The 16,973-nt window shown below is 41.8% G+C and carries 16 protein-coding genes and 1 pseudogene; 11 read left to right on the top strand and 6 right to left on the bottom strand.

Going from position 1 to position 16,973, the window contains the following annotated elements; all coding sequences use genetic code 11:
- The 5 genes and pseudogenes from Q0688_RS17135 to Q0688_RS17115 all read left to right on the top strand — a co-directional run.
- A pseudogene (locus tag Q0688_RS17135) lies at positions 1-216 on the top strand (hypothetical protein); the annotation flags it as partial.
- 649 nt (positions 217-865) lie between these two features.
- Positions 866-1,687 carry a hypothetical protein gene (locus tag Q0688_RS17130; RefSeq protein WP_299079690.1) on the top strand — a complete coding sequence of 274 codons (822 nt, stop codon included), beginning with the start codon at positions 866-868 and terminating at the stop codon, positions 1,685-1,687.
- The gene (locus Q0688_RS17125) at positions 1,687-2,391 is read left to right on the top strand and encodes a phage tail protein (protein ID WP_299079686.1); all 705 of its coding nucleotides are present in this window, start codon (positions 1,687-1,689) and stop codon (positions 2,389-2,391) included. The genes Q0688_RS17130 and Q0688_RS17125 overlap by 1 nt, the downstream gene beginning before the upstream one ends.
- 19 nt (positions 2,392-2,410) lie before the next feature.
- A complete protein-coding gene (locus tag Q0688_RS17120; RefSeq protein WP_299079683.1) occupies positions 2,411-3,286 on the top strand; it encodes a tetratricopeptide repeat protein in 876 nt (291 codons plus the stop codon).
- A 98-nt stretch (positions 3,287-3,384) separates the two neighbouring features.
- Complete coding sequence (locus Q0688_RS17115; RefSeq protein ID WP_299079680.1) at positions 3,385-3,906, top strand: type II secretion system protein N; 522 nt, start codon at positions 3,385-3,387, stop codon at positions 3,904-3,906.
- A 42-nt stretch (positions 3,907-3,948) separates the two neighbouring features.
- On the opposite strand, the gene smpB is transcribed toward Q0688_RS17115, so the two are convergent.
- Positions 3,949-4,425 carry an SsrA-binding protein SmpB gene (smpB, locus tag Q0688_RS17110; protein ID WP_299079677.1) on the bottom strand — a complete coding sequence of 159 codons (477 nt, stop codon included), beginning with the start codon at positions 4,423-4,425 and terminating at the stop codon, positions 3,949-3,951.
- Positions 4,426-4,576: 151 nt separating this feature from the next.
- On the opposite strand from smpB, the gene Q0688_RS17105 reads away from it, so the two are divergent.
- A complete protein-coding gene (locus Q0688_RS17105; RefSeq protein ID WP_299079672.1) occupies positions 4,577-5,008 on the top strand; it encodes a type II toxin-antitoxin system RatA family toxin in 432 nt (143 codons plus the stop codon).
- Positions 5,009-5,022: 14 nt separating this feature from the next.
- Positions 5,023-5,349 carry an RnfH family protein gene (locus Q0688_RS17100; RefSeq protein WP_299079669.1) on the top strand — a complete coding sequence of 109 codons (327 nt, stop codon included), beginning with the start codon at positions 5,023-5,025 and terminating at the stop codon, positions 5,347-5,349.
- A 17-nt stretch (positions 5,350-5,366) separates the two neighbouring features.
- On the opposite strand, the gene Q0688_RS17095 is transcribed toward Q0688_RS17100, so the two are convergent.
- Positions 5,367-6,179 carry a pyruvate, water dikinase regulatory protein gene (locus Q0688_RS17095; protein ID WP_299079664.1) on the bottom strand — a complete coding sequence of 271 codons (813 nt, stop codon included), beginning with the start codon at positions 6,177-6,179 and terminating at the stop codon, positions 5,367-5,369.
- Between the two features lie 208 nt (positions 6,180-6,387).
- Between Q0688_RS17095 and ppsA the strand changes: the two genes are divergently transcribed.
- Positions 6,388-8,763 carry a phosphoenolpyruvate synthase gene (ppsA, locus tag Q0688_RS17090; RefSeq protein ID WP_299079661.1) on the top strand — a complete coding sequence of 792 codons (2,376 nt, stop codon included), beginning with the start codon at positions 6,388-6,390 and terminating at the stop codon, positions 8,761-8,763.
- A gap of 67 nt (positions 8,764-8,830) precedes the next feature.
- On the opposite strand, the gene Q0688_RS17085 is transcribed toward ppsA, so the two are convergent.
- The gene (locus tag Q0688_RS17085) at positions 8,831-9,052 is read right to left on the bottom strand and encodes a tellurium resistance protein TerC (protein WP_299079658.1); all 222 of its coding nucleotides are present in this window, start codon (positions 9,050-9,052) and stop codon (positions 8,831-8,833) included.
- Positions 9,053-9,239: 187 nt separating this feature from the next.
- Here Q0688_RS17085 and Q0688_RS17080 point away from each other — a divergent pair, with 187 nt between their 5' ends.
- Entirely contained in the window at positions 9,240-12,257 is a 3,018-nt protein-coding gene (locus tag Q0688_RS17080) for an FAD-binding and (Fe-S)-binding domain-containing protein (RefSeq protein WP_299079655.1), read from the top strand.
- A gap of 79 nt (positions 12,258-12,336) precedes the next feature.
- Here the strand turns inward: Q0688_RS17080 and Q0688_RS17075 are convergent, their stop codons facing one another.
- The 3 genes from Q0688_RS17075 to Q0688_RS17065 are packed head-to-tail and all read right to left on the bottom strand — an operon-like array spanning position 12,337 to position 15,195.
- Entirely contained in the window at positions 12,337-12,795 is a 459-nt protein-coding gene (locus tag Q0688_RS17075) for a GNAT family N-acetyltransferase (protein WP_299079652.1), read from the bottom strand.
- A gap of 11 nt (positions 12,796-12,806) precedes the next feature.
- Positions 12,807-13,958: a cupin domain-containing protein gene (locus tag Q0688_RS17070; protein ID WP_299079649.1), complete on the bottom strand. Its 1,152-nt coding sequence runs from the start codon at positions 13,956-13,958 to the stop codon at positions 12,807-12,809.
- Positions 13,936-15,195 (bottom strand): adenylate/guanylate cyclase domain-containing protein, encoded by a 1,260-nt coding sequence (locus Q0688_RS17065; RefSeq protein WP_299079646.1) that lies wholly within the window; start codon positions 15,193-15,195, stop codon positions 13,936-13,938. The genes Q0688_RS17070 and Q0688_RS17065 overlap by 23 nt, the downstream gene beginning before the upstream one ends.
- 163 nt (positions 15,196-15,358) lie before the next feature.
- On the opposite strand from Q0688_RS17065, the gene Q0688_RS17060 reads away from it, so the two are divergent.
- Positions 15,359-16,075, top strand: a complete 717-nt coding sequence (locus Q0688_RS17060) for a class I SAM-dependent methyltransferase (RefSeq protein ID WP_299079642.1) — start codon at positions 15,359-15,361, stop codon at positions 16,073-16,075.
- Between the two features lie 241 nt (positions 16,076-16,316).
- Entirely contained in the window at positions 16,317-16,916 is a 600-nt protein-coding gene (locus tag Q0688_RS17055; RefSeq protein ID WP_299079639.1) for a Yip1 family protein, read from the top strand.
- Positions 16,917-16,973: the final 57 nt, after the last annotated feature.

Here is a 16,973-nt window from a genome sequence, read left to right as displayed (position 1 = left end):
GACAGGCTGGCAAGACGGATAAGAAAAATCAGAGCGCAAACATGGGGCTATGATTGGCCTGATAGATATAACTTGATGGAAGGTTCAATATGGTGGCCTAAACCAAAAGGGCTTCATGGTTCTAGGTTTGCCAAGGTAAGGGCTAAACTTTCAAGCCTAGAAAATGAGTATAACTATTTATCAGATCTTAAAATTAGAAAATTATGTGGGTATTAAACGCCTATAATCAGTAACGTTAACTAAAGCCCCATACCAGCATCAGTAAAATTAAGTGACGGAAACATTTAGGGGGTCTATTGGGGGGGCTCACCAATAAAACAATAACAATATACCTATATAAAACAAAAGCTTAAACAACAAAATCGAATGACGCCAGCTCCACCAACCACCCAAAAAAGGCTTATCGAAAGATAAGCCTTTTTTGTATCTGCTGCTCTGGCGGGACTCAAACCCGCGTCTACTGTATTAGTTCTATACCAAAACCATCAACAATTGAACGATTCGCACCTGCTTTGGGTAAAACAATAGTGATTCGACTGATTTATGAGAATTGCCGTTTAGTCAAGACTCAGGATAGTAAGCAATCTTTTTATTTAGATAACTCTTTAAGTAACACTGTAGCCGTTGTTATCAAATCAGTTTTTAAACTTTCTAAGCCCTCTAACCTCTCCAGAAGTGCCGCTGGTGGAAACAAACTCTCTGTCAATTAGTGTCAGTTGTTTTTACAAAACTGAATTTTCACTTCTTATCATTTCCTATAAGACATTGATTAAATTGTACAATAAATATACGGCTCAAAATATGCATCTATTTGTTTTATCTGTTTTTTTACAACCATAGTTTGCTAAAAATCAAGGATATAAAGATGAATAGAATAAAGAACAGCGTTAAATGTTTAAGCCCCCTAATATTACTTTTTAGCAGTTGGGCTCAGGCTGGGTTAGTTATTTCAAGTGTGGCACCGGGGCTTGATATTGAGGCCGGTATTGAGATGATCTCTGAGGCTGGGGATCTCGATGGGGCCACTCAAAATGCCAGTATGGAGTTGATGTCGAGCAATATACAGACAACGTCTGATATCACTGGCTTAGCTGTTACGGGTAGCAATCCGTTGCAAGGCTCGTTACTAAATCTCGACGATGGCATTGGGCTTGATGCATCGGTAGCGGGCGCGGATGCCGAGACTGACTTTTACTTTGATATTTTTGTTGACCTTATGAATAACTCAATAGATGACTATATCGTTGATTTTCAATTGGATTATAGCGCTATTTTATCAGGGACTGGGGCTGATGCCTTTGCCGAAATCGAGTTGAATATTGAAGATATGTTAGACGAAATATTCGGCACCACATTGCTGGTTGATACGGTCTTCGGTAATGAAATTGATGGCGATCCCACCGGAAATGATGGTGGTACGATGATCATCGATAATAGCGTAATGTTTAGTATTAACCTTGCAGCAGGCATGAGTGAAAGCCTCACTGGGTTGTGGGATCTTCGTGGTGGCGACTTTGATCAAGGTAGTTTTGCAGCCGAGTTGGATGTGTTTTTGTCTGTAGTCGATGTTCACGTAGAGCCAGGCACGCCTAATGAAGTACCAGAGCCAGGCTTTGGTTTATTTTTATTGGGGCTGGGAATAGCAGTACGGTTCCGTTTTGCACAACTAACAAAAGGTACAAAATGATGGATATTAATCGTACAAAAAAATTACTGTTATGTGGGGGCATGTTACTGGGTGCGACCTTGTTACCACAAAAAGTACTGGCCTGTGGTGCCGAGCCGATGCTTGGACAAATATGTCAAGTGGGGTTTAATTTTGCACCACGAGGCAGTGCACAGACAAATGGCCAACTATTACAAATAAGTCAATATTCAGCATTGTTCTCATTATTAGGTACCACCTTTGGTGGCGATGGTGAAACTACTTTTGCTTTACCAGACTTACGTGGCCGTGTGGCCATCCATCCTGGACAAGGCCCAGGCCTTTCAGCGGTATCTTGGGGCCAAAAAGGTGGAATTCAAAGTGTCACTTTGACTATAAGTAATATGCCGAGTCATAGTCATGGTGCCACGACAACTGTGGATACCTCTATCGATTCAACGGGTAGCATGGTGACATTGCGCGCATCGAGTAGTAATGCTAATAGCACCGATCCTGCTGCCATGGCATTAGCGGATGGTAGACGCAATAAGATGTATCAAAATGGCGCACCTGATGTGGATATGCACGCCGATGCAGCCTTGTTAACTTTGAATATTGGCGCTAATTCTACTGCCACGACCACAGTTCAGAGCAATGGTTTAGGTAATTCTTTTGAAAACCGCCAACCCTTTTTAGGGATCTACCATGTTATTGCCTTGCAGGGGATTTTTCCTTCGAGAAGTTAAGTTACAGGGGCATTACTTAATGATTGATAAGTTTATTCAAGCGCCAAGACTGTTGGCGCTTTTTTTATTTATTAGCCTTTTTACACTGCCTATTATGGCGCAGCAGCATAGTGATAAAAATACACTAGATAATGCACAGCAGGTACCAGGTTTGCAGGAGTTTATTCAGGCAAGAAATTATCTCTATACTGATAGCGCTGAACAAGATAACGCTAAAGCATGCGAATTGTTTTTACAAGCGGCCAAGTTAGGCATACCTGCGGCCATGCAACAAACAGGTCATTGTTACCGAGATGGCCACTTACAACCCATTGACAACGCAATTGATTGGTATCAACGGGCGATGGCGGCCGGGTTGGCGGGTGCGCAGTGTGACATTGGCGCGCTGTTTTTTATGGGTAAGGTTGTCGAGCAAGATAAAGCCAAAGGGATCAGGCTATGTACCTTAGCGGCGGAAGTGGGAGCTGTTTATGCCAAAGTGGCACTGGGCAAATGGTATAACCAAGACGAGGAAATCAAAGATATTCAACAGGCCCAACATTGGTTAGAGCAAGCCGCGCCTTATCATGCAGAATCGGCCTATTTGCTGGCTCAGCTAATCGAAAATTATTCAAGCCAACATGAGGTGGCATTATATTGGTATGAAACCAGTGCCAGCTTAGGGCATTTACCGGCTTATCAACTTGTCGCAGAGGCTTATTTATTGTCGATGGATAAAAACCAAGATAAGGCCGAGGCTTTTTTAGCCAAAGCCTATATTTGGTCACAGGCGTGGCAAGCTAGAGTGGCGCCGCAGTCAATCCCGTTATGGGTCGACAATATCGCTCAACAAACGCCCAGTTTATGGCATCAAAAGTTAAAAATGAAAGTGGCAGAGCATTTGAAAAAATTCTAACTTAGCTAACGACTAAGAGAGCCCAAGTCCCCCATTAATTTCGGGATAACCGAAATAGTAATACTGAGGTTTATCAGCTTTTGTCGGAGATACAAGCCGTGACCATTGACACTAATACACCATTTAGATCCCTTATATACCCACTGCAACAAATGAAAAGGCATCTACACAATATTATTACCCTGCTACTTGCATTCTATTTGCTCAACATCATCCTGCAATGTATTAGACCTATCACGCCTACCAGTCTACAAGAAGGGATGACACAATCTACAATGCCAATTGCTAAACCTTCCCAAATACGAGAACGGACTAACATTATTACTATTCAGCAGTTACATTTATTTGGACTGCCTGAAATAGACACTCACCAAGCAAATTATCAATTCAAAATCGCACCTGAGACAGCTCTCAACCTCACCTTAACGGGTGTAGTGGCCAGTAGTGAAAATAATAACGGGGCGGCAATTATTGAAAATAAAGGTCAACAAAAAACTTATGGCGTAAACGACAAAATTGATGGAACTCGGGCAGTAATCCAACAGGTCTTAGTTGACCGCATCGTCATTCGTAATGTAAATAAAACCGAAACTTTAATGTTTGATGGAGAAGGCGACTAGAGCGCCTTATCAACAACTCATCTATAACTATTATTGTTTCTCTTAAACGCTATGTTTCATCATGCGTTCTTTGTCGCGAGCCCAGTCACGATCTTTGACGGCGTCTCGTTTGTCATGTTCGTGTTTACCTTTCCCTAGGAACACTTCGATTTTTACCCAGTTTTTCTTCCAATACATGGCGGTGGCAATAATCGAATAACCTTGACGCTCTACCGAGCCAATGAGTTTGTCGAGCTCTCGCTGCTTTAGTAATAACTTACGTTTGCGGGTTGGATCGCATACAACATGGCTAGATGCTTGGTTAAGGGGTTGAATGGTTGAACCAATTAGGTAAGCCTCGCCTTTCTCTATAGTGACGTAGCTTTCTGAGATATTAACTTTACCAGAGCGAATGCTTTTCACTTCCCAGCCTTGCAATGACATACCGCATTCGAATTTGTCTTCAAGGTTGTACTGATGGCGAGCTTTTTTATTGAGCGCTATGGTGTTATCGGTGGATTTTGACTTCTTTTTATTCATGGCCGGTATTATAGAGATTGTAGGAGGTGGTACAACTAAAAATCTATTGTATTGAAAAACTATTGGATCAACACAGCCTAAATTACTTACTTAGAATAGTATTATGTTAATCTACTGCGCTTTAAACGGCTTGACCAACTTGGGAGTGTGAATGGCCAATATTTCTCGCAGCGCTTTGATTGCGTATAGTGCTGAGTCTATGTTTGATTTGATCAATGACGTGCAGCGCTACCCAGAATTTATCCCGGGCTGTGCCGACACTAAGATTTTGCATCAAGATAACAGCAGTATGCGAGCTTCGGTGCTTATTTCAAAGGCTGGCGTAAAACAATGGTTTACCACCCAGAATACCTTAAAGCGTGGCGAGGCTATCCAAATGGATTTAGTTGAGGGGCCTTTTTCTCGGTTAACCGGTGGCTGGACCATTACTTCCCTTGATGACACCGCTTGTAAGATAGAGTTAAACCTAGACTTTGCTTTTTCCAGTAAGCTAGTAGAAATGGCCTTTGGCCAGGTATTTAACGCGATTGCCGCCAATATGGTGATAGCATTCACCCAAAGAGCAAAACAGATTTATGGTTAGAGGAATGGCAGTACATGACTGATCAACAAATATCTCTGGAAGTGGTGTATGGCACCCCCCAACAGCAAGCATTACTAGAAGTAGTAGTGGAACAAGGTACCACAGTTGAACAAGCGATTTTGGCCTCGGGCATAGTTAAACACTTCCCTGAGATCAATCTTGAAGTGTTAAAAGTGGGTATTTGGAATCGCACCTGCAAATTAAGTGATTTACCTAAAAAAGGCGACCGCATTGAAGTGTACCGCCCTCTGATTGCCGATCCTAAAGAAGCCAGAAGACGCCGCGCCGAAAAAGCCAAAGAGGAAGGTCGCGCCAATAAAAAAACCGGTGGCAGAGCCTGATTCTTCCACCTGCGGTTTTAATACTTTTTACGTTGTAAGCCAGTTTGCGCTAAAATTTTGGCTGAAATTTCTTCTATTGAAAATTTTGTACTATTTAGAAATGAAATTTTCTCTTTTCGGTACAAGTTCTCAACTTCTCGCAATTCCATACGACACTGTTGCAACGAGGCATAGCGACTATTTGCTCGGCGCTCTGAACGAATTTGATGCAACCTATCGGCTTGAATGGTTAACCCAAATAACTTGTCTTTAAAACGCCTTAAGGATGGGGGTAAACGTAAAATGTCACCCATGTCATCTTCGGTAAAAGGGTAATTCGCCGCCTTAATGCCGTACTGCAATGCCAAATATAGGCTAGTTGGCGTTTTTCCCGAGCGCGACACCCCAACCAAAATAATATCAGCTTCGTGATAATCTTTGAGATTAGAACCATCGTCATTGGCCAGTGCATAGTTCACCGCTTCTATACGAATATCGTAGGTTTTTTCGTGAATACTATGGGTACGGTGCTTTTCAGGCTTTGAAGGCACCCCTAATACTTTTTCAAGTGGTGCCACAAATTGGTCAAGAAAATTGTAATTAATCCCCACCGACTTAGACACTATCTTGCGCACTTCGGTATTTACAATAGTGTAAAACACTAAAGGCCTTTGTCCGTCATCTTGAAAACTTTCAGATATTTTTTTCACCACGTCTTCGGCCTGTTCGGCGGTCTCTACGAAGGGCACAGTGATGTGTTTAAACTCAATCGTAAACAGGGAGAGCAATGCGTTGCCAAACACCTCTGCAGTAATGGCTGTTCCATCGGAAATATAGTAGGCAGATCTCAAAACAATTCCTTAACATTGTTGTAATTTAATTACGAAAAATAATTAAATTTTACTTTCAGGATAACAACATTCTAAAATCACCATTACAAATGTAAAGGCGTTATAAGGATGTGGGTTTTTATACTGTTTTTATCAGTTTGAACTAAGATGATTTGCCTAAACTAACACGATATTAAAATAACCATATAATCATTTGGAGAAAGTGAGCATGCAAGAACACGTTTTGTGGTACCAACAACTAGGAATGGGAGATGTGGGTGTAGTTGGCGGTAAAAACGCGTCGTTGGGTGAGATGATTTCAAATTTGGCCAATGCTGGGGTGCAAGTGCCAGGGGGATTTGCCACAACGGCTCATGCATTTAACTTATTTTTAGAACAAAGTGGCTTAGAAGCCCGCATTCATACTTTGTTAGATGATCTCGATGTGGAAGATATTGCCGCTTTAGGCGTAGCCGGTGAGACTATTCGCAACTGGATTATCGAGACGCCATTTTTACCCGAACTTGAAAGCGCCATTCGTACTGCATTTACCACATTACAAGGCGAAGCCGGTGATGAGGCCTCGTTTGCGGTTCGCTCTTCTGCCACAGCAGAAGACATGCCAGATGCGTCTTTTGCTGGACAACAAGAAACCTTTCTAAACGTTAAAGGTTATGATGCGGTGATGGTGGCAATTAAACACGTATTCGCTTCACTTTTTAACGACCGGGCTATTTCTTATCGTGTACACCAAGGTTACGACCACAAAGGCGTGGCATTATCGGCAGGTATTCAGCGCATGGTGCGCAGTGATTGCTCTGCCTCAGGCGTGATGTTTTCCATCGATACTGAGTCAGGTTTTGAAGATGTGGTTTTTATCACCTCATCTTATGGTTTAGGTGAAATGGTAGTACAAGGCGCCGTCAACCCTGACGAATTTTATGTACACAAGCCAACGTTGACAAAAGGCTTTCCTGCGGTCGTCCGTCGAAATCTGGGTAGTAAACTCACAAAAATGATTTATTCAGACGATCTAGAGCATGGCAAACAGGTTGAAATTGTGGATATCGATGCTGCTGATAGTCGTCAGTATTCTCTGAGTGATGATGAAGTCATGGAGCTGGCTAAACAGGCGGTCATCATCGAAAAACACTATCAGCGTCCTATGGATATTGAATGGGCCAAAGATGGCTTAGATGGCAAACTTTATATAGTACAAGCTCGTCCAGAAACAGTACGCAGCCGTGAAGACTCACAAGTGATTGAACGTTTTATGCTAAAAGGTAAAGCCAAAATCGTATGTGAAGGGCGCGCCATTGGCCATAAAATTGGGGCGGGTGTCGCCAAGGTTCTTAGCGGCGTAGAAGAAATGGATAAGATCCAACAAGGCGATGTATTGGTTACCGATATGACCGACCCAGATTGGGAGCCGATCATGAAAAAAGCCTCGGCCATTGTCACTAATCGCGGCGGTCGAACCTGTCATGCAGCCATTATTGCTCGTGAGTTAGGGATCCCTGCGGTTGTAGGCTGTGGTAATGCTACAGACTCGGTTGAAAATGGCGACAAGGTCACAGTATCTTGTGCAGAGGGCGATACTGGGTATATCTACACCGGCGAGCTTGATTTTGATGTTGTGACCTCTCGCGTAGACGCCATGCCAGACATTCCCCTTAAAGTGATGATGAATGTGGGTAACCCAGACCGAGCCTTTGATTTTGCCCGTTTACCCCATGCAGGGGTAGGTTTAGCCAGGCTTGAGTTTATTATTAACCGCATGATAGGCGTACATCCTAAAGCCCTACTGGATTTTGATAATCAACCACAAGAATTAAAAGAAGAAATCAGCGATATGATGGCTGGGTACGCCTCGCCTGTTGAGTTCTACATCGAAAAATTAGTGGAAGGCATTGCAACTATAGCCTCGGCGTTTTCTCCTGAAAAAGTCATAGTACGTATGTCTGACTTTAAGTCCAATGAGTACTTTAACTTAGTGGGTGGATATCAGTACGAGCCAGATGAAGAAAACCCTATGCTGGGCTTTCGTGGTGCCAGTCGTTATATATCAGAAGACTTTCGTGAGTGTTTTGCCTTGGAATGCGAGGCGATAAAGCGGGTTCGTAATAAAATGGGCTTAACCAATGTTGAGATCATGATCCCCTTTATCCGTACATTAGAGGAAGGCAAAAAAGTTCTAGAACTACTTGCAGAAGAAGGTTTAGTTCAAGGTGAAAATGGTCTACGGGTCATTATGATGTGTGAACTGCCTTCCAACGCACTGCTAGCAGACCAATTTCTAGACATGTTTGATGGTTTCTCTATTGGTTCAAACGATCTGACGCAGTTAACTTTAGGCTTAGATCGTGATTCAGGATTAATCGCTCACTTATTTGATGAACGAAACCCTGCGGTTAAAGCTTTATTGTCTATGGCGATCCAAGCTGCGAAAAAGCGCGGTAAATATGTGGGTATTTGTGGCCAAGGCCCCTCTGACCATGAAGATTTAGCCCAGTGGTTAGTCGAGCAAGGGATTGACAGCGTGTCACTGAACCCAGATACAGTAGTCGAAACTTGGTTATACTTAGGCGAAAATAGCGGCAAATAACCGTTAACTTGATCTAAAAAGCCGCTTTGGTGCACACCCAAGCGGCTTTTTTAATATCTGCTAAAGATTAACTTCGTAGTTTTCTATCGAGTAGGGCCTTATCTAATTTACGTGCCGAATGTGACATGGCGTTTTGGCAAATTCGTAGCCACTCTCTGGCTTTTGGCAAATCATAGCTAAGCATTATCAAACCCGCCAAAAGTACAAACATTGAACCGGGTAAAATAAAAAACACCACTCCAAATAAAGCGAATAGACTACCTAATGCGATCCGAAATTTTTTCTTCATGATTACCTCAATTACAAAACGTTAATCCATCTAAGGACACTTTTATGCCATTAAGTATACATTTTCACAGTTAAGATAAAAATTTCAGTTGTTACAAACTATTTAATATCCAACAAGTCTAGAGCAGTGCTTGGCATTCTGGGTATAATTGCATTCTGTTCATTATACTAAGCTTTGAAATACTCCTATGCTACCAGCGTTAGATCCTCAAGCGACCATTGCCTGCCATTATCAAGAATATTTAGGTGCATTGGCACAGTCTTCTTTTTCAGGTGACATTGAATTTGGTTATGCCAGTCGTTTAGCCGTTTCGACCGACAATTCAATTTACCAACAACTTCCGCAAGCGGTCGTTTTTCCAAGAAGTATTGAAGATTTATCCCTCATTGGTAAAACCGCTAGTACTTATCAAGAGGTTACCTTTTCAGCAAGAGGCGGCGGCACTGGTACCAATGGCCAGTCACTAACAAGTGGCATAATTGTGGATGTGTCTCGGTATATGAATCAGGTATTAGAGGTGAACACCGAACAAAACTGGGCGCGAGTACAGGCAGGTGTAATTAAAGACCAATTAAACGATGTGTTAAAACCCTTGGGGTTCTTTTTTGCACCTGACTTATCCACCAGTAACAGGGCCACGATTGGCGGTATGATAAGCACCGATGCCTCAGGGCAAGGATCTTTAGTTTACGGCAAAACCAGCGATCATATTTTAGCTCTTACTTCGGTGCTCGCAGACGGCAGTATTCTAGAAACGGCGCCCATGACCATGGAAGAAGCCACTTCGCTGAGTCAGACAGCAACACCATTAGCAAAAATCACTCAACAATTACTCGATACTTGTGTTAACAAACGCCAACAAATTTTAGACAAGTTTCCTCGCTTAAATCGTTTTTTAACCGGCTACGACTTAGAAAACACCCTAAATGCAGATTTATCCACATTAGATATTAGCCGAGTGATCACAGGCTCAGAAGGCTCATTGGTGTTTGTGGCCGATGCAAAGATAAACATTACTCCTATTGCCACATTCAAAGCCTTAGTCAATGTAAAATACGACTCCTTTGAATCGGCTCTAAGGCACGCCCCTAGTATGGTGGCGGCAAATGCCACTTCGGTAGAAACAGTTGACAGCAACGTTTTGAATCTCGCCAAACAGGATATTATCTGGCATTCAGTTGCCGACCTGATCACTGAAGTGCAAGGCAAAGATGTGCTTGGCCTTAATATGGTGGAATACAACAGCAACGATCAAGCCGATATCGAGCAAAAAATTGCCGCTTTAAGTGCTAACTTAGATACCGCCGAAAACCTTGGGGTGATTGGTTATCAAGTGACCTATGACAAGACCGAAATTCAAAAAATTTATGCCATGCGTAAAAAGTCCGTGGGATTATTGGGCAAAACCAAAGGCGATAAAAAACCTATAGCCTTTGTGGAAGACACCGCAGTACCACCAGAAAACTTAGCCGATTTTATTATGGAATTTCGAGCATTGCTGGATGGATTAAATTTGCAGTACGGCATGTTTGGCCATGTGGATGCGGGGGTTTTGCATGTACGTCCAGCATTGGATATGTGCGATCCACAACAGCAAGCTATGGTGCCACAAATATCTGAGCAAGTAGTGGCGCTAGTAGCGAAATACGGCGGCTTAATGTGGGGCGAGCATGGCAAAGGATACCGCAGTGAATATGGGCCGCAATTTTTTGGTGAAGAACTCTTTACCGAGCTTAGAAAAATAAAAGCTGTATTCGATCCCCATAATAAGATGAACCCGGGAAAAATTTGTACACCATTAGACTCAAGCGATTCTTTAGTCAAAGTATCAGGTCAAAAGCGCGGCGAATTTGACAGGCAAATTCCCATAGATGTGAGAACCTCTTTCGAGCCAGCCATGAGCTGTAATGGCAATGGCTTGTGCTTTAATTATGATACTAGCTCACCTATGTGCCCTTCTTTTAAAGTCACAGCAGATAGACGGCATAGTCCTAAAGGTCGCGCCACTATGGTTCGAGAATGGCTGCGGTTATTGTCACAGCAAAATATCAATGTGAATGAGCTTGAACACAATGAAGATCCACCCAGTTGGTTTGAACGCTTTAGAAATAGCACCGACAAACGTATAGACTCTGACTTTTCTCACCAAGTGTTGGACGTAATGGATGGCTGTTTAGCCTGTAAAGCCTGTTCGACTCAATGCCCAGTCAGTGTTGATGTTCCCGGATTTAGATCGCGTTTTTTAAGTATCTACTATCAGCGCTATATGCGCCCCGCTAAAGATCACTTGGTCGGTAATATTGAGAGAATGGCCCCTTTAATGGCCAAAGTGCCGGGGTTGATTAATTTTTTCTTAGGGCAAGGCTGGATCAATAGCACTATTCGTAAAACCCTTGGCTATGTTGATACCCCTATTTTGTCACAGCCTACCCTTAACCAAAGTCTGAAAGGACAACCAGCCACGCACTTTGATTTAACGGCTTTGCAGCTGTTAAGTGCAGAACAAAGGGCGAAAAAAGTGTGTATTGTTCAAGACCCTTTTACCAGCTTTTATGATGCCACTGTGGTGGCGTCTTTGGTTACCTTAGTGGCTAAACTTGGCTTTGATCCTATTGTTTTACCCTTTATGCCAAATGGTAAACCCCAACATGTAAAAGGCTTTCTAAAGGAATTTGCCAAAACGGCGAAAAACGCAGCTGACTTTTTAAATCAACTCAATGAATTGGATTTACCTTTGATAGGGGTCGACCCTTCTATGGTGCTCTGCTATCGAGATGAGTATGCCAAGGTATTAGGCGAATCTCGTGGTGAATTTAACGTACAACTAGTACATGAATGGCTGTTACAACGTGAGCTGCCAAAAGTGCACAAGTTGCAATCTCAAAACTACGCCTTGTTTGCTCATTGCAGCGAAAAAACCGCCCTACCAGCCAGTGAACAGCAATGGCAACAGATATTTCAAAATGTTGGGCTAAATTTGTCGGCTGTGTCGGTTGGTTGCTGTGGCATGGCAGGTACCTTTGGTCACGAAGCGAGTCATCTTGAAGAATCAACAGGTATTTACCAACTAAGTTGGCAACCAGCCGTTAGCCAATATCAACCAGAGCAAATAGTGGCAACGGGATACTCTTGTCGTAGTCAGGTAGCAAGATTTGAAAAATTTAAACCTAAACATCCATTACAAATTTTGGCGATGAATTTGTAAATAGAGCATTCGATAGTAAGTGAAAAATCAAAAGACGCTAGGGCGAAAATTAAGCAAACGTTATTACTTAATTTTGGCCCTAATGGGTGAGTTCAACTCTTTCGAGAGTAAAGTCACTAAGGTTACATTTCATAGTTTGTCTCGCTACTCCTGCATCCATAAATACTGTGCCGACTGGGCGAAATCCATGTTGTTGATAATAATTAACACCTTCCAACTCACATTGCACTAAGACATCTTGTAAACCATGCTGCCTAGCAATATTAAGCAATGCATTAAAGAGCGCTTGATACACTTCTGGGCCTCTAAACTCAGGCTCAACCGCTATACGACCTATCTCTCCTTCGGGAGTAATACGGCCAGTCGCAACGTCTTGATTGTGTTCGTTCACCACTAGCACATGAAACGCAATACTATCTTGGTGATCAAACTCGTACTCCGGAGGAATACGCCATTGGCATACAAATACTTTTTCTCTAATCTTTCTAAGCTTGTGTTGTTCGTTTCCCCAATCGACGTTTCTTGCAAAAAACGCCATTTTGGTTACTCCTAGTCATCAGGGTACCAATACCCTGTATTAACCATTGTAGCCACAAAGCGTATAAAAAACACACTACTTTTATCTAAGCTCCTATTTTTAAAGTAAAAAACAGGGCTATTTAAAAAATCTAACAGCAGATTTTTGAGTGACAGTGGTACTGAAAATTTTTCACCTTGAATATAAAACACAAACTCATGTGAATTTATAGATGAGTGCTCCAAAAAGGTAGGCTTAATCCCTGGGCATCTAACAAATGGCACACCAGTCTCGAGCCTTTGTTTAATTTCTTTCTCATCAAAACGGTTCTCATATTGCTCATCAATGTCTTGCTTAGGGCCGTTTTGACTTAAAAACTGTGCAGTCCAATCTGAAAACGCCTCGGACTCTAGTACTCGAGCTAACATTTGCTTAAACCGTGCAGTTTCTTGTTGTTTGATTTCACCACTAAATTCCCGAGTCGCTATGTTCTGGTCTGTATAACGCTGATTAAATAGGTTATTGTCGAGGGCGAAATCAGCAAAGGACGACAGCATCTCTTGAGATGACGGCGCCCGAAAACCTACAGAGTAATTCAAACACTCTTGTAACGCCACGCCGTTATGAGGGTGATGAGCAGGAATGTAAATGATGTCCCCTGGTAAAAGTACCTGGTCGATTACAGGTTCAAAGTTAACTATCTGAGACAAGTCTTTATGGGGATGAATGCTCTCGAATTCTCCGGGTAACCCAACTTGCCAGCGCCTTGAACCTTTGCCTTGAATGATAAAAACATCGTATTGATCCAGATGAGGCCCCACACCAGCATCTTTGTTAGAAAAACTCACCATTAAGTCATCCATACGCCAGTGGGGAATAAAATCGAAGGCACGCATTAAACCATCGGCTTCAGGAATAACATGATCAACGGCTTGAACTAACAAGCTCCAAGCGCCTTTGCAGTGAGCATTAATATCCTCAAAAGGCCCGTGACTTACTTGCCAGTTCGAATTTGACTGACTGATGATTCTTGAATCTATGGATGGCTCCTGACTTAAACCGGCGAGTTCGTGTTCATCTAAAGGGTCGACAAAATTATCGAAGCCTTGTTTTATTACTAAAGGCTTTTTTTGCCAGTATTGATTAAGAAAAATGTCTATATCAAAATTGTTTAGTGAGTACATGTGTTTCCAAGTTATCTTTTCTGCTGTTTAACCAATAGGTATTTATCAACCCAAGACCTTTAGCCTTAATGGGCGCTCGTTTATCAAAATAAAAGCGGCTTCTTGCGTTTTTGTATACAGAGGCGCTCACCTGAATTTTGTGGGGTAATCCGTGACTTTCCATTCGAGACGCTAAGTTTACCGCTTCACCCCAAAGATCGTAACTGAACTTACTTTTCCCAATGATACCAGCTATCACCTCTCCGCTAGCGATCCCAATTCGCAACCCAGTTTGTAAGTTGTGCTTATTACACACAGATTTAAACGCTTGTTGCATATCTAAAGCACATTGGCAGCATTGCACTGAATGGGATGAACTAACAGAGGGCACACCTCCAGCCACCATGTACCCATCTCCACTGGTTTTAATTTTTTCTAAGCCATTGCTCTGTACGATGATATCAAATGCACAGAACACTTCATTTAGGAAATTCACCAGTTGTTGCGGTGATAAACTCTTACAAAGTGGAGTGAAATTTTGGATATCTGCAAACAATATGCTGGCTTGTGCAAAATAGTCAGCGATTAACTTTGGTGATGCTTTTAACCTTTGGGCAATACTGCTAGGAAGGATATTGAGTAATAGCTTCTCGGAAAGTTTCTTCTCTTTTGAAAGTCTTTGCCAACTTCGATTAACATTATTCCAAAGGTGGAAACTACAGAGTATGCAAGAAATAGCGAATACAAAAGCACAAGACAACCTGAATATTTGTTGATGTAGTGACATAAATACTGGCGACATTGAAACATAAAACCATAGCTCAAACCCTATAAACAAAGTTACAAAACCGTACACCGTTAGCTTCATCACTTTGTGTTGCGCCTGATAAAATAAAAAAGGGCACATAAAAACCGCAATCAGAAAAAAGTACTGAATATTGAGATTAATTTTCCACACCAAACAAGACACAAAAACATTAAACACATAAGTCAAAATAAGCAGTACTTTGGCTAGGTTATGTGCCTTAATTCTATTTAAAACGGGCACTAAGGTGAGCAACACTGTGATACATAGTACAAGATTAAATTGAAACCAACTGGTGCTCCCCCAAAAATATACAATGACGGGAAACTTAAGAAGTGCCACAAAAATAACTAATATAGCGATGATGTTGGTCAAACGTATAGGATTAATATTGCCAGAAGGATGTGGAGGGACGCCAGAATTGACCCAAGCCTTTAACGCTGTATTCAGCATTTTTAAATCCCTTTAAAAAATAATTGTTAGTCCTAAGTGTAGTTCACCTAACAATCATTTAGGTAACAAATAATTTGCTACTCAGACTTCAATTCAAATACAATTTACCCCATGTTTAAAGTCGCGATTGGCAATTTTAAGAATAGGGTGCGAGGGGATCATTTTGACAAAAACAAATATAAAGAAAGCTTGGGTCAGGGAAAGTAAATTTGGTGATTGGTTTTTAAATACTGATACTTGGTTAGTTCATGTATTAAAAAGAGCTCTAGACGATTTACAAAGTCTCATTCCAGAAGATAAGCCTAGTCAGTTTACTAACATTTTGGATATTGGCAGTGGCTTTGGCCATTCTTTAATAGAGCTAGACCAACGTTTTTCACCCCACCACATTGTTAGCTTAGATGTGGATCCTGATGTTGTAGTAAAGGCCGCATCAAATGCCAAAAAATGTCAGGCTAAGATTGAATTTTTAATCAATAATGCAGCTGAAATTGATTTGCCTGACAATTCCCTTGATATGGTGTTTTGTCACCAGACTTTTCATCACATTGTTGATCAAGAGTCTGCCATCCAAGAAATTTTTCGCGTGCTTAAACCAGGCGGCTGCTTACTATTTGCAGAATCATGTCGTCGTTATATCCATTCGCTGGTCATTAAAACTCTATTTCGGCATCCTATGCATGTGCAGAAAACCGATATGGAGTATTTGCAGCTGATAGAAGAAACAGGTTTTACTTTTAATGAAAAGCAAGTTTCTCGACCGTTTTTATGGTGGTCTCGCGAAGACTTAGGCTTATGGGAAACACTCACAGGAAAAGTCGAAGATCCAACAACCAGAGAAGAAACCCTCATAAATGCTGTGGTATATAAACCTTACTAACAAAAATAAGCAAGAGTATTGTGATTTCTGATAATACATTTGATTATTTCTACTAATACGCCCTCTGTTTTTCAACGCTATAGATAAAACAAGGGCCCCTTTTGATAAAGATCAATAAGCCTATGTAGATTAAGATAAAAAGGTTGACGATAGATGTCTACTCGCAGACAATATTTGTTAACAACTTGTTTGTTTTTAATTAACAAACTCGGTAGTTTTTAACAATAAAAGGGTCAGCTGTATGATATTAAACCACCTATGGGGCTTGTATGCCCATCCCAAAGATGAATGGCACTCAATAGACGAACGCCATGAAAGCTATGTGTACAGCTTAAGCCATATAGCTATCATTTCGTTAATTCCGGTTTTGATGAGTTATTATTCTGCTGCACATCTTGGTTGGAGTATAGGTGCTGGCGACATTATTAAGTTGACCGCTGATAGTGCCTTTATGATGAGTATTGGCATGTATTTTGGATTGATGCTAGGTGTTATGGCATTGGCGGTACTTATTCATGAACTGGCCAAGGCCTTCGATGCAACGCCTACCTACACACAATCTTTAGAACTCGCTGCGTACACTGCCACACCATTATTTATGGTGGGGCTCGCCGCATTTTACCCTGTTTTATGGTTTGTGATGGTTATTGGCTTAGTGGGGTTAACCTATTCCATTTATTTACTCTATGCAGGCACGCCTATTTTGATGCATATTCCCGAGGGTAAAGGCTTTATTTACGCTAGCTCGGTCGTTACTTGTGGGCTAGTGTTGCTTGCAATATTAATGGCAGCTTCTGTGATCTTATGGAGCATGGGATTGGGCCCAGTATACACTGGATAGAATGACTCAATGGTAAATTTTAAGGCCAGGTTTTGTTTAAACCTGGCCTTTTTAATA

It is taken from the genome of uncultured Paraglaciecola sp., assembly GCF_937123705.1.
Classification (GTDB): domain Bacteria; phylum Pseudomonadota; class Gammaproteobacteria; order Enterobacterales; family Alteromonadaceae; genus Paraglaciecola.
The sequence above is the reverse complement of the archived record's forward strand: the minus strand, read 5'-3'. Positions and strand labels throughout refer to the sequence as shown.

What these genes read in the sequence shown, in the direction of transcription:
- Q0688_RS17120 (WP_299079683.1), top strand. Translation starts at nt 2,411, where the DNA reads ATGATTGATAAGTTTATTCAAGCGCCAAGACTGTTGGCGCTTTTTTTA.
- Q0688_RS17075 (WP_299079652.1), bottom strand. Translation starts at nt 12,795, where the DNA reads ATGGCGTTTTTTGCAAGAAACGTCGATTGGGGAAACGAACAACACAAG.
- ppsA (WP_299079661.1), top strand. Translation starts at nt 6,388, where the DNA reads ATGCAAGAACACGTTTTGTGGTACCAACAACTAGGAATGGGAGATGTG.
- Q0688_RS17125 (WP_299079686.1), top strand. Translation starts at nt 1,687, where the DNA reads ATGGATATTAATCGTACAAAAAAATTACTGTTATGTGGGGGCATGTTA.
- Q0688_RS17105 (WP_299079672.1), top strand. Translation starts at nt 4,577, where the DNA reads ATGGCCAATATTTCTCGCAGCGCTTTGATTGCGTATAGTGCTGAGTCT.
- Q0688_RS17055 (WP_299079639.1), top strand. Translation starts at nt 16,317, where the DNA reads ATGATATTAAACCACCTATGGGGCTTGTATGCCCATCCCAAAGATGAA.
- Q0688_RS17130 (WP_299079690.1), top strand. Translation starts at nt 866, where the DNA reads ATGAATAGAATAAAGAACAGCGTTAAATGTTTAAGCCCCCTAATATTA.
- Q0688_RS17085 (WP_299079658.1), bottom strand. Translation starts at nt 9,052, where the DNA reads ATGAAGAAAAAATTTCGGATCGCATTAGGTAGTCTATTCGCTTTATTT.
- Q0688_RS17080 (WP_299079655.1), top strand. Translation starts at nt 9,240, where the DNA reads ATGCTACCAGCGTTAGATCCTCAAGCGACCATTGCCTGCCATTATCAA.
- smpB (WP_299079677.1), bottom strand. Translation starts at nt 4,425, where the DNA reads ATGAATAAAAAGAAGTCAAAATCCACCGATAACACCATAGCGCTCAAT.
- Q0688_RS17070 (WP_299079649.1), bottom strand. Translation starts at nt 13,958, where the DNA reads ATGTACTCACTAAACAATTTTGATATAGACATTTTTCTTAATCAATAC.
- Q0688_RS17100 (WP_299079669.1), top strand. Translation starts at nt 5,023, where the DNA reads ATGACTGATCAACAAATATCTCTGGAAGTGGTGTATGGCACCCCCCAA.
- Q0688_RS17065 (WP_299079646.1), bottom strand. Translation starts at nt 15,195, where the DNA reads ATGCTGAATACAGCGTTAAAGGCTTGGGTCAATTCTGGCGTCCCTCCA.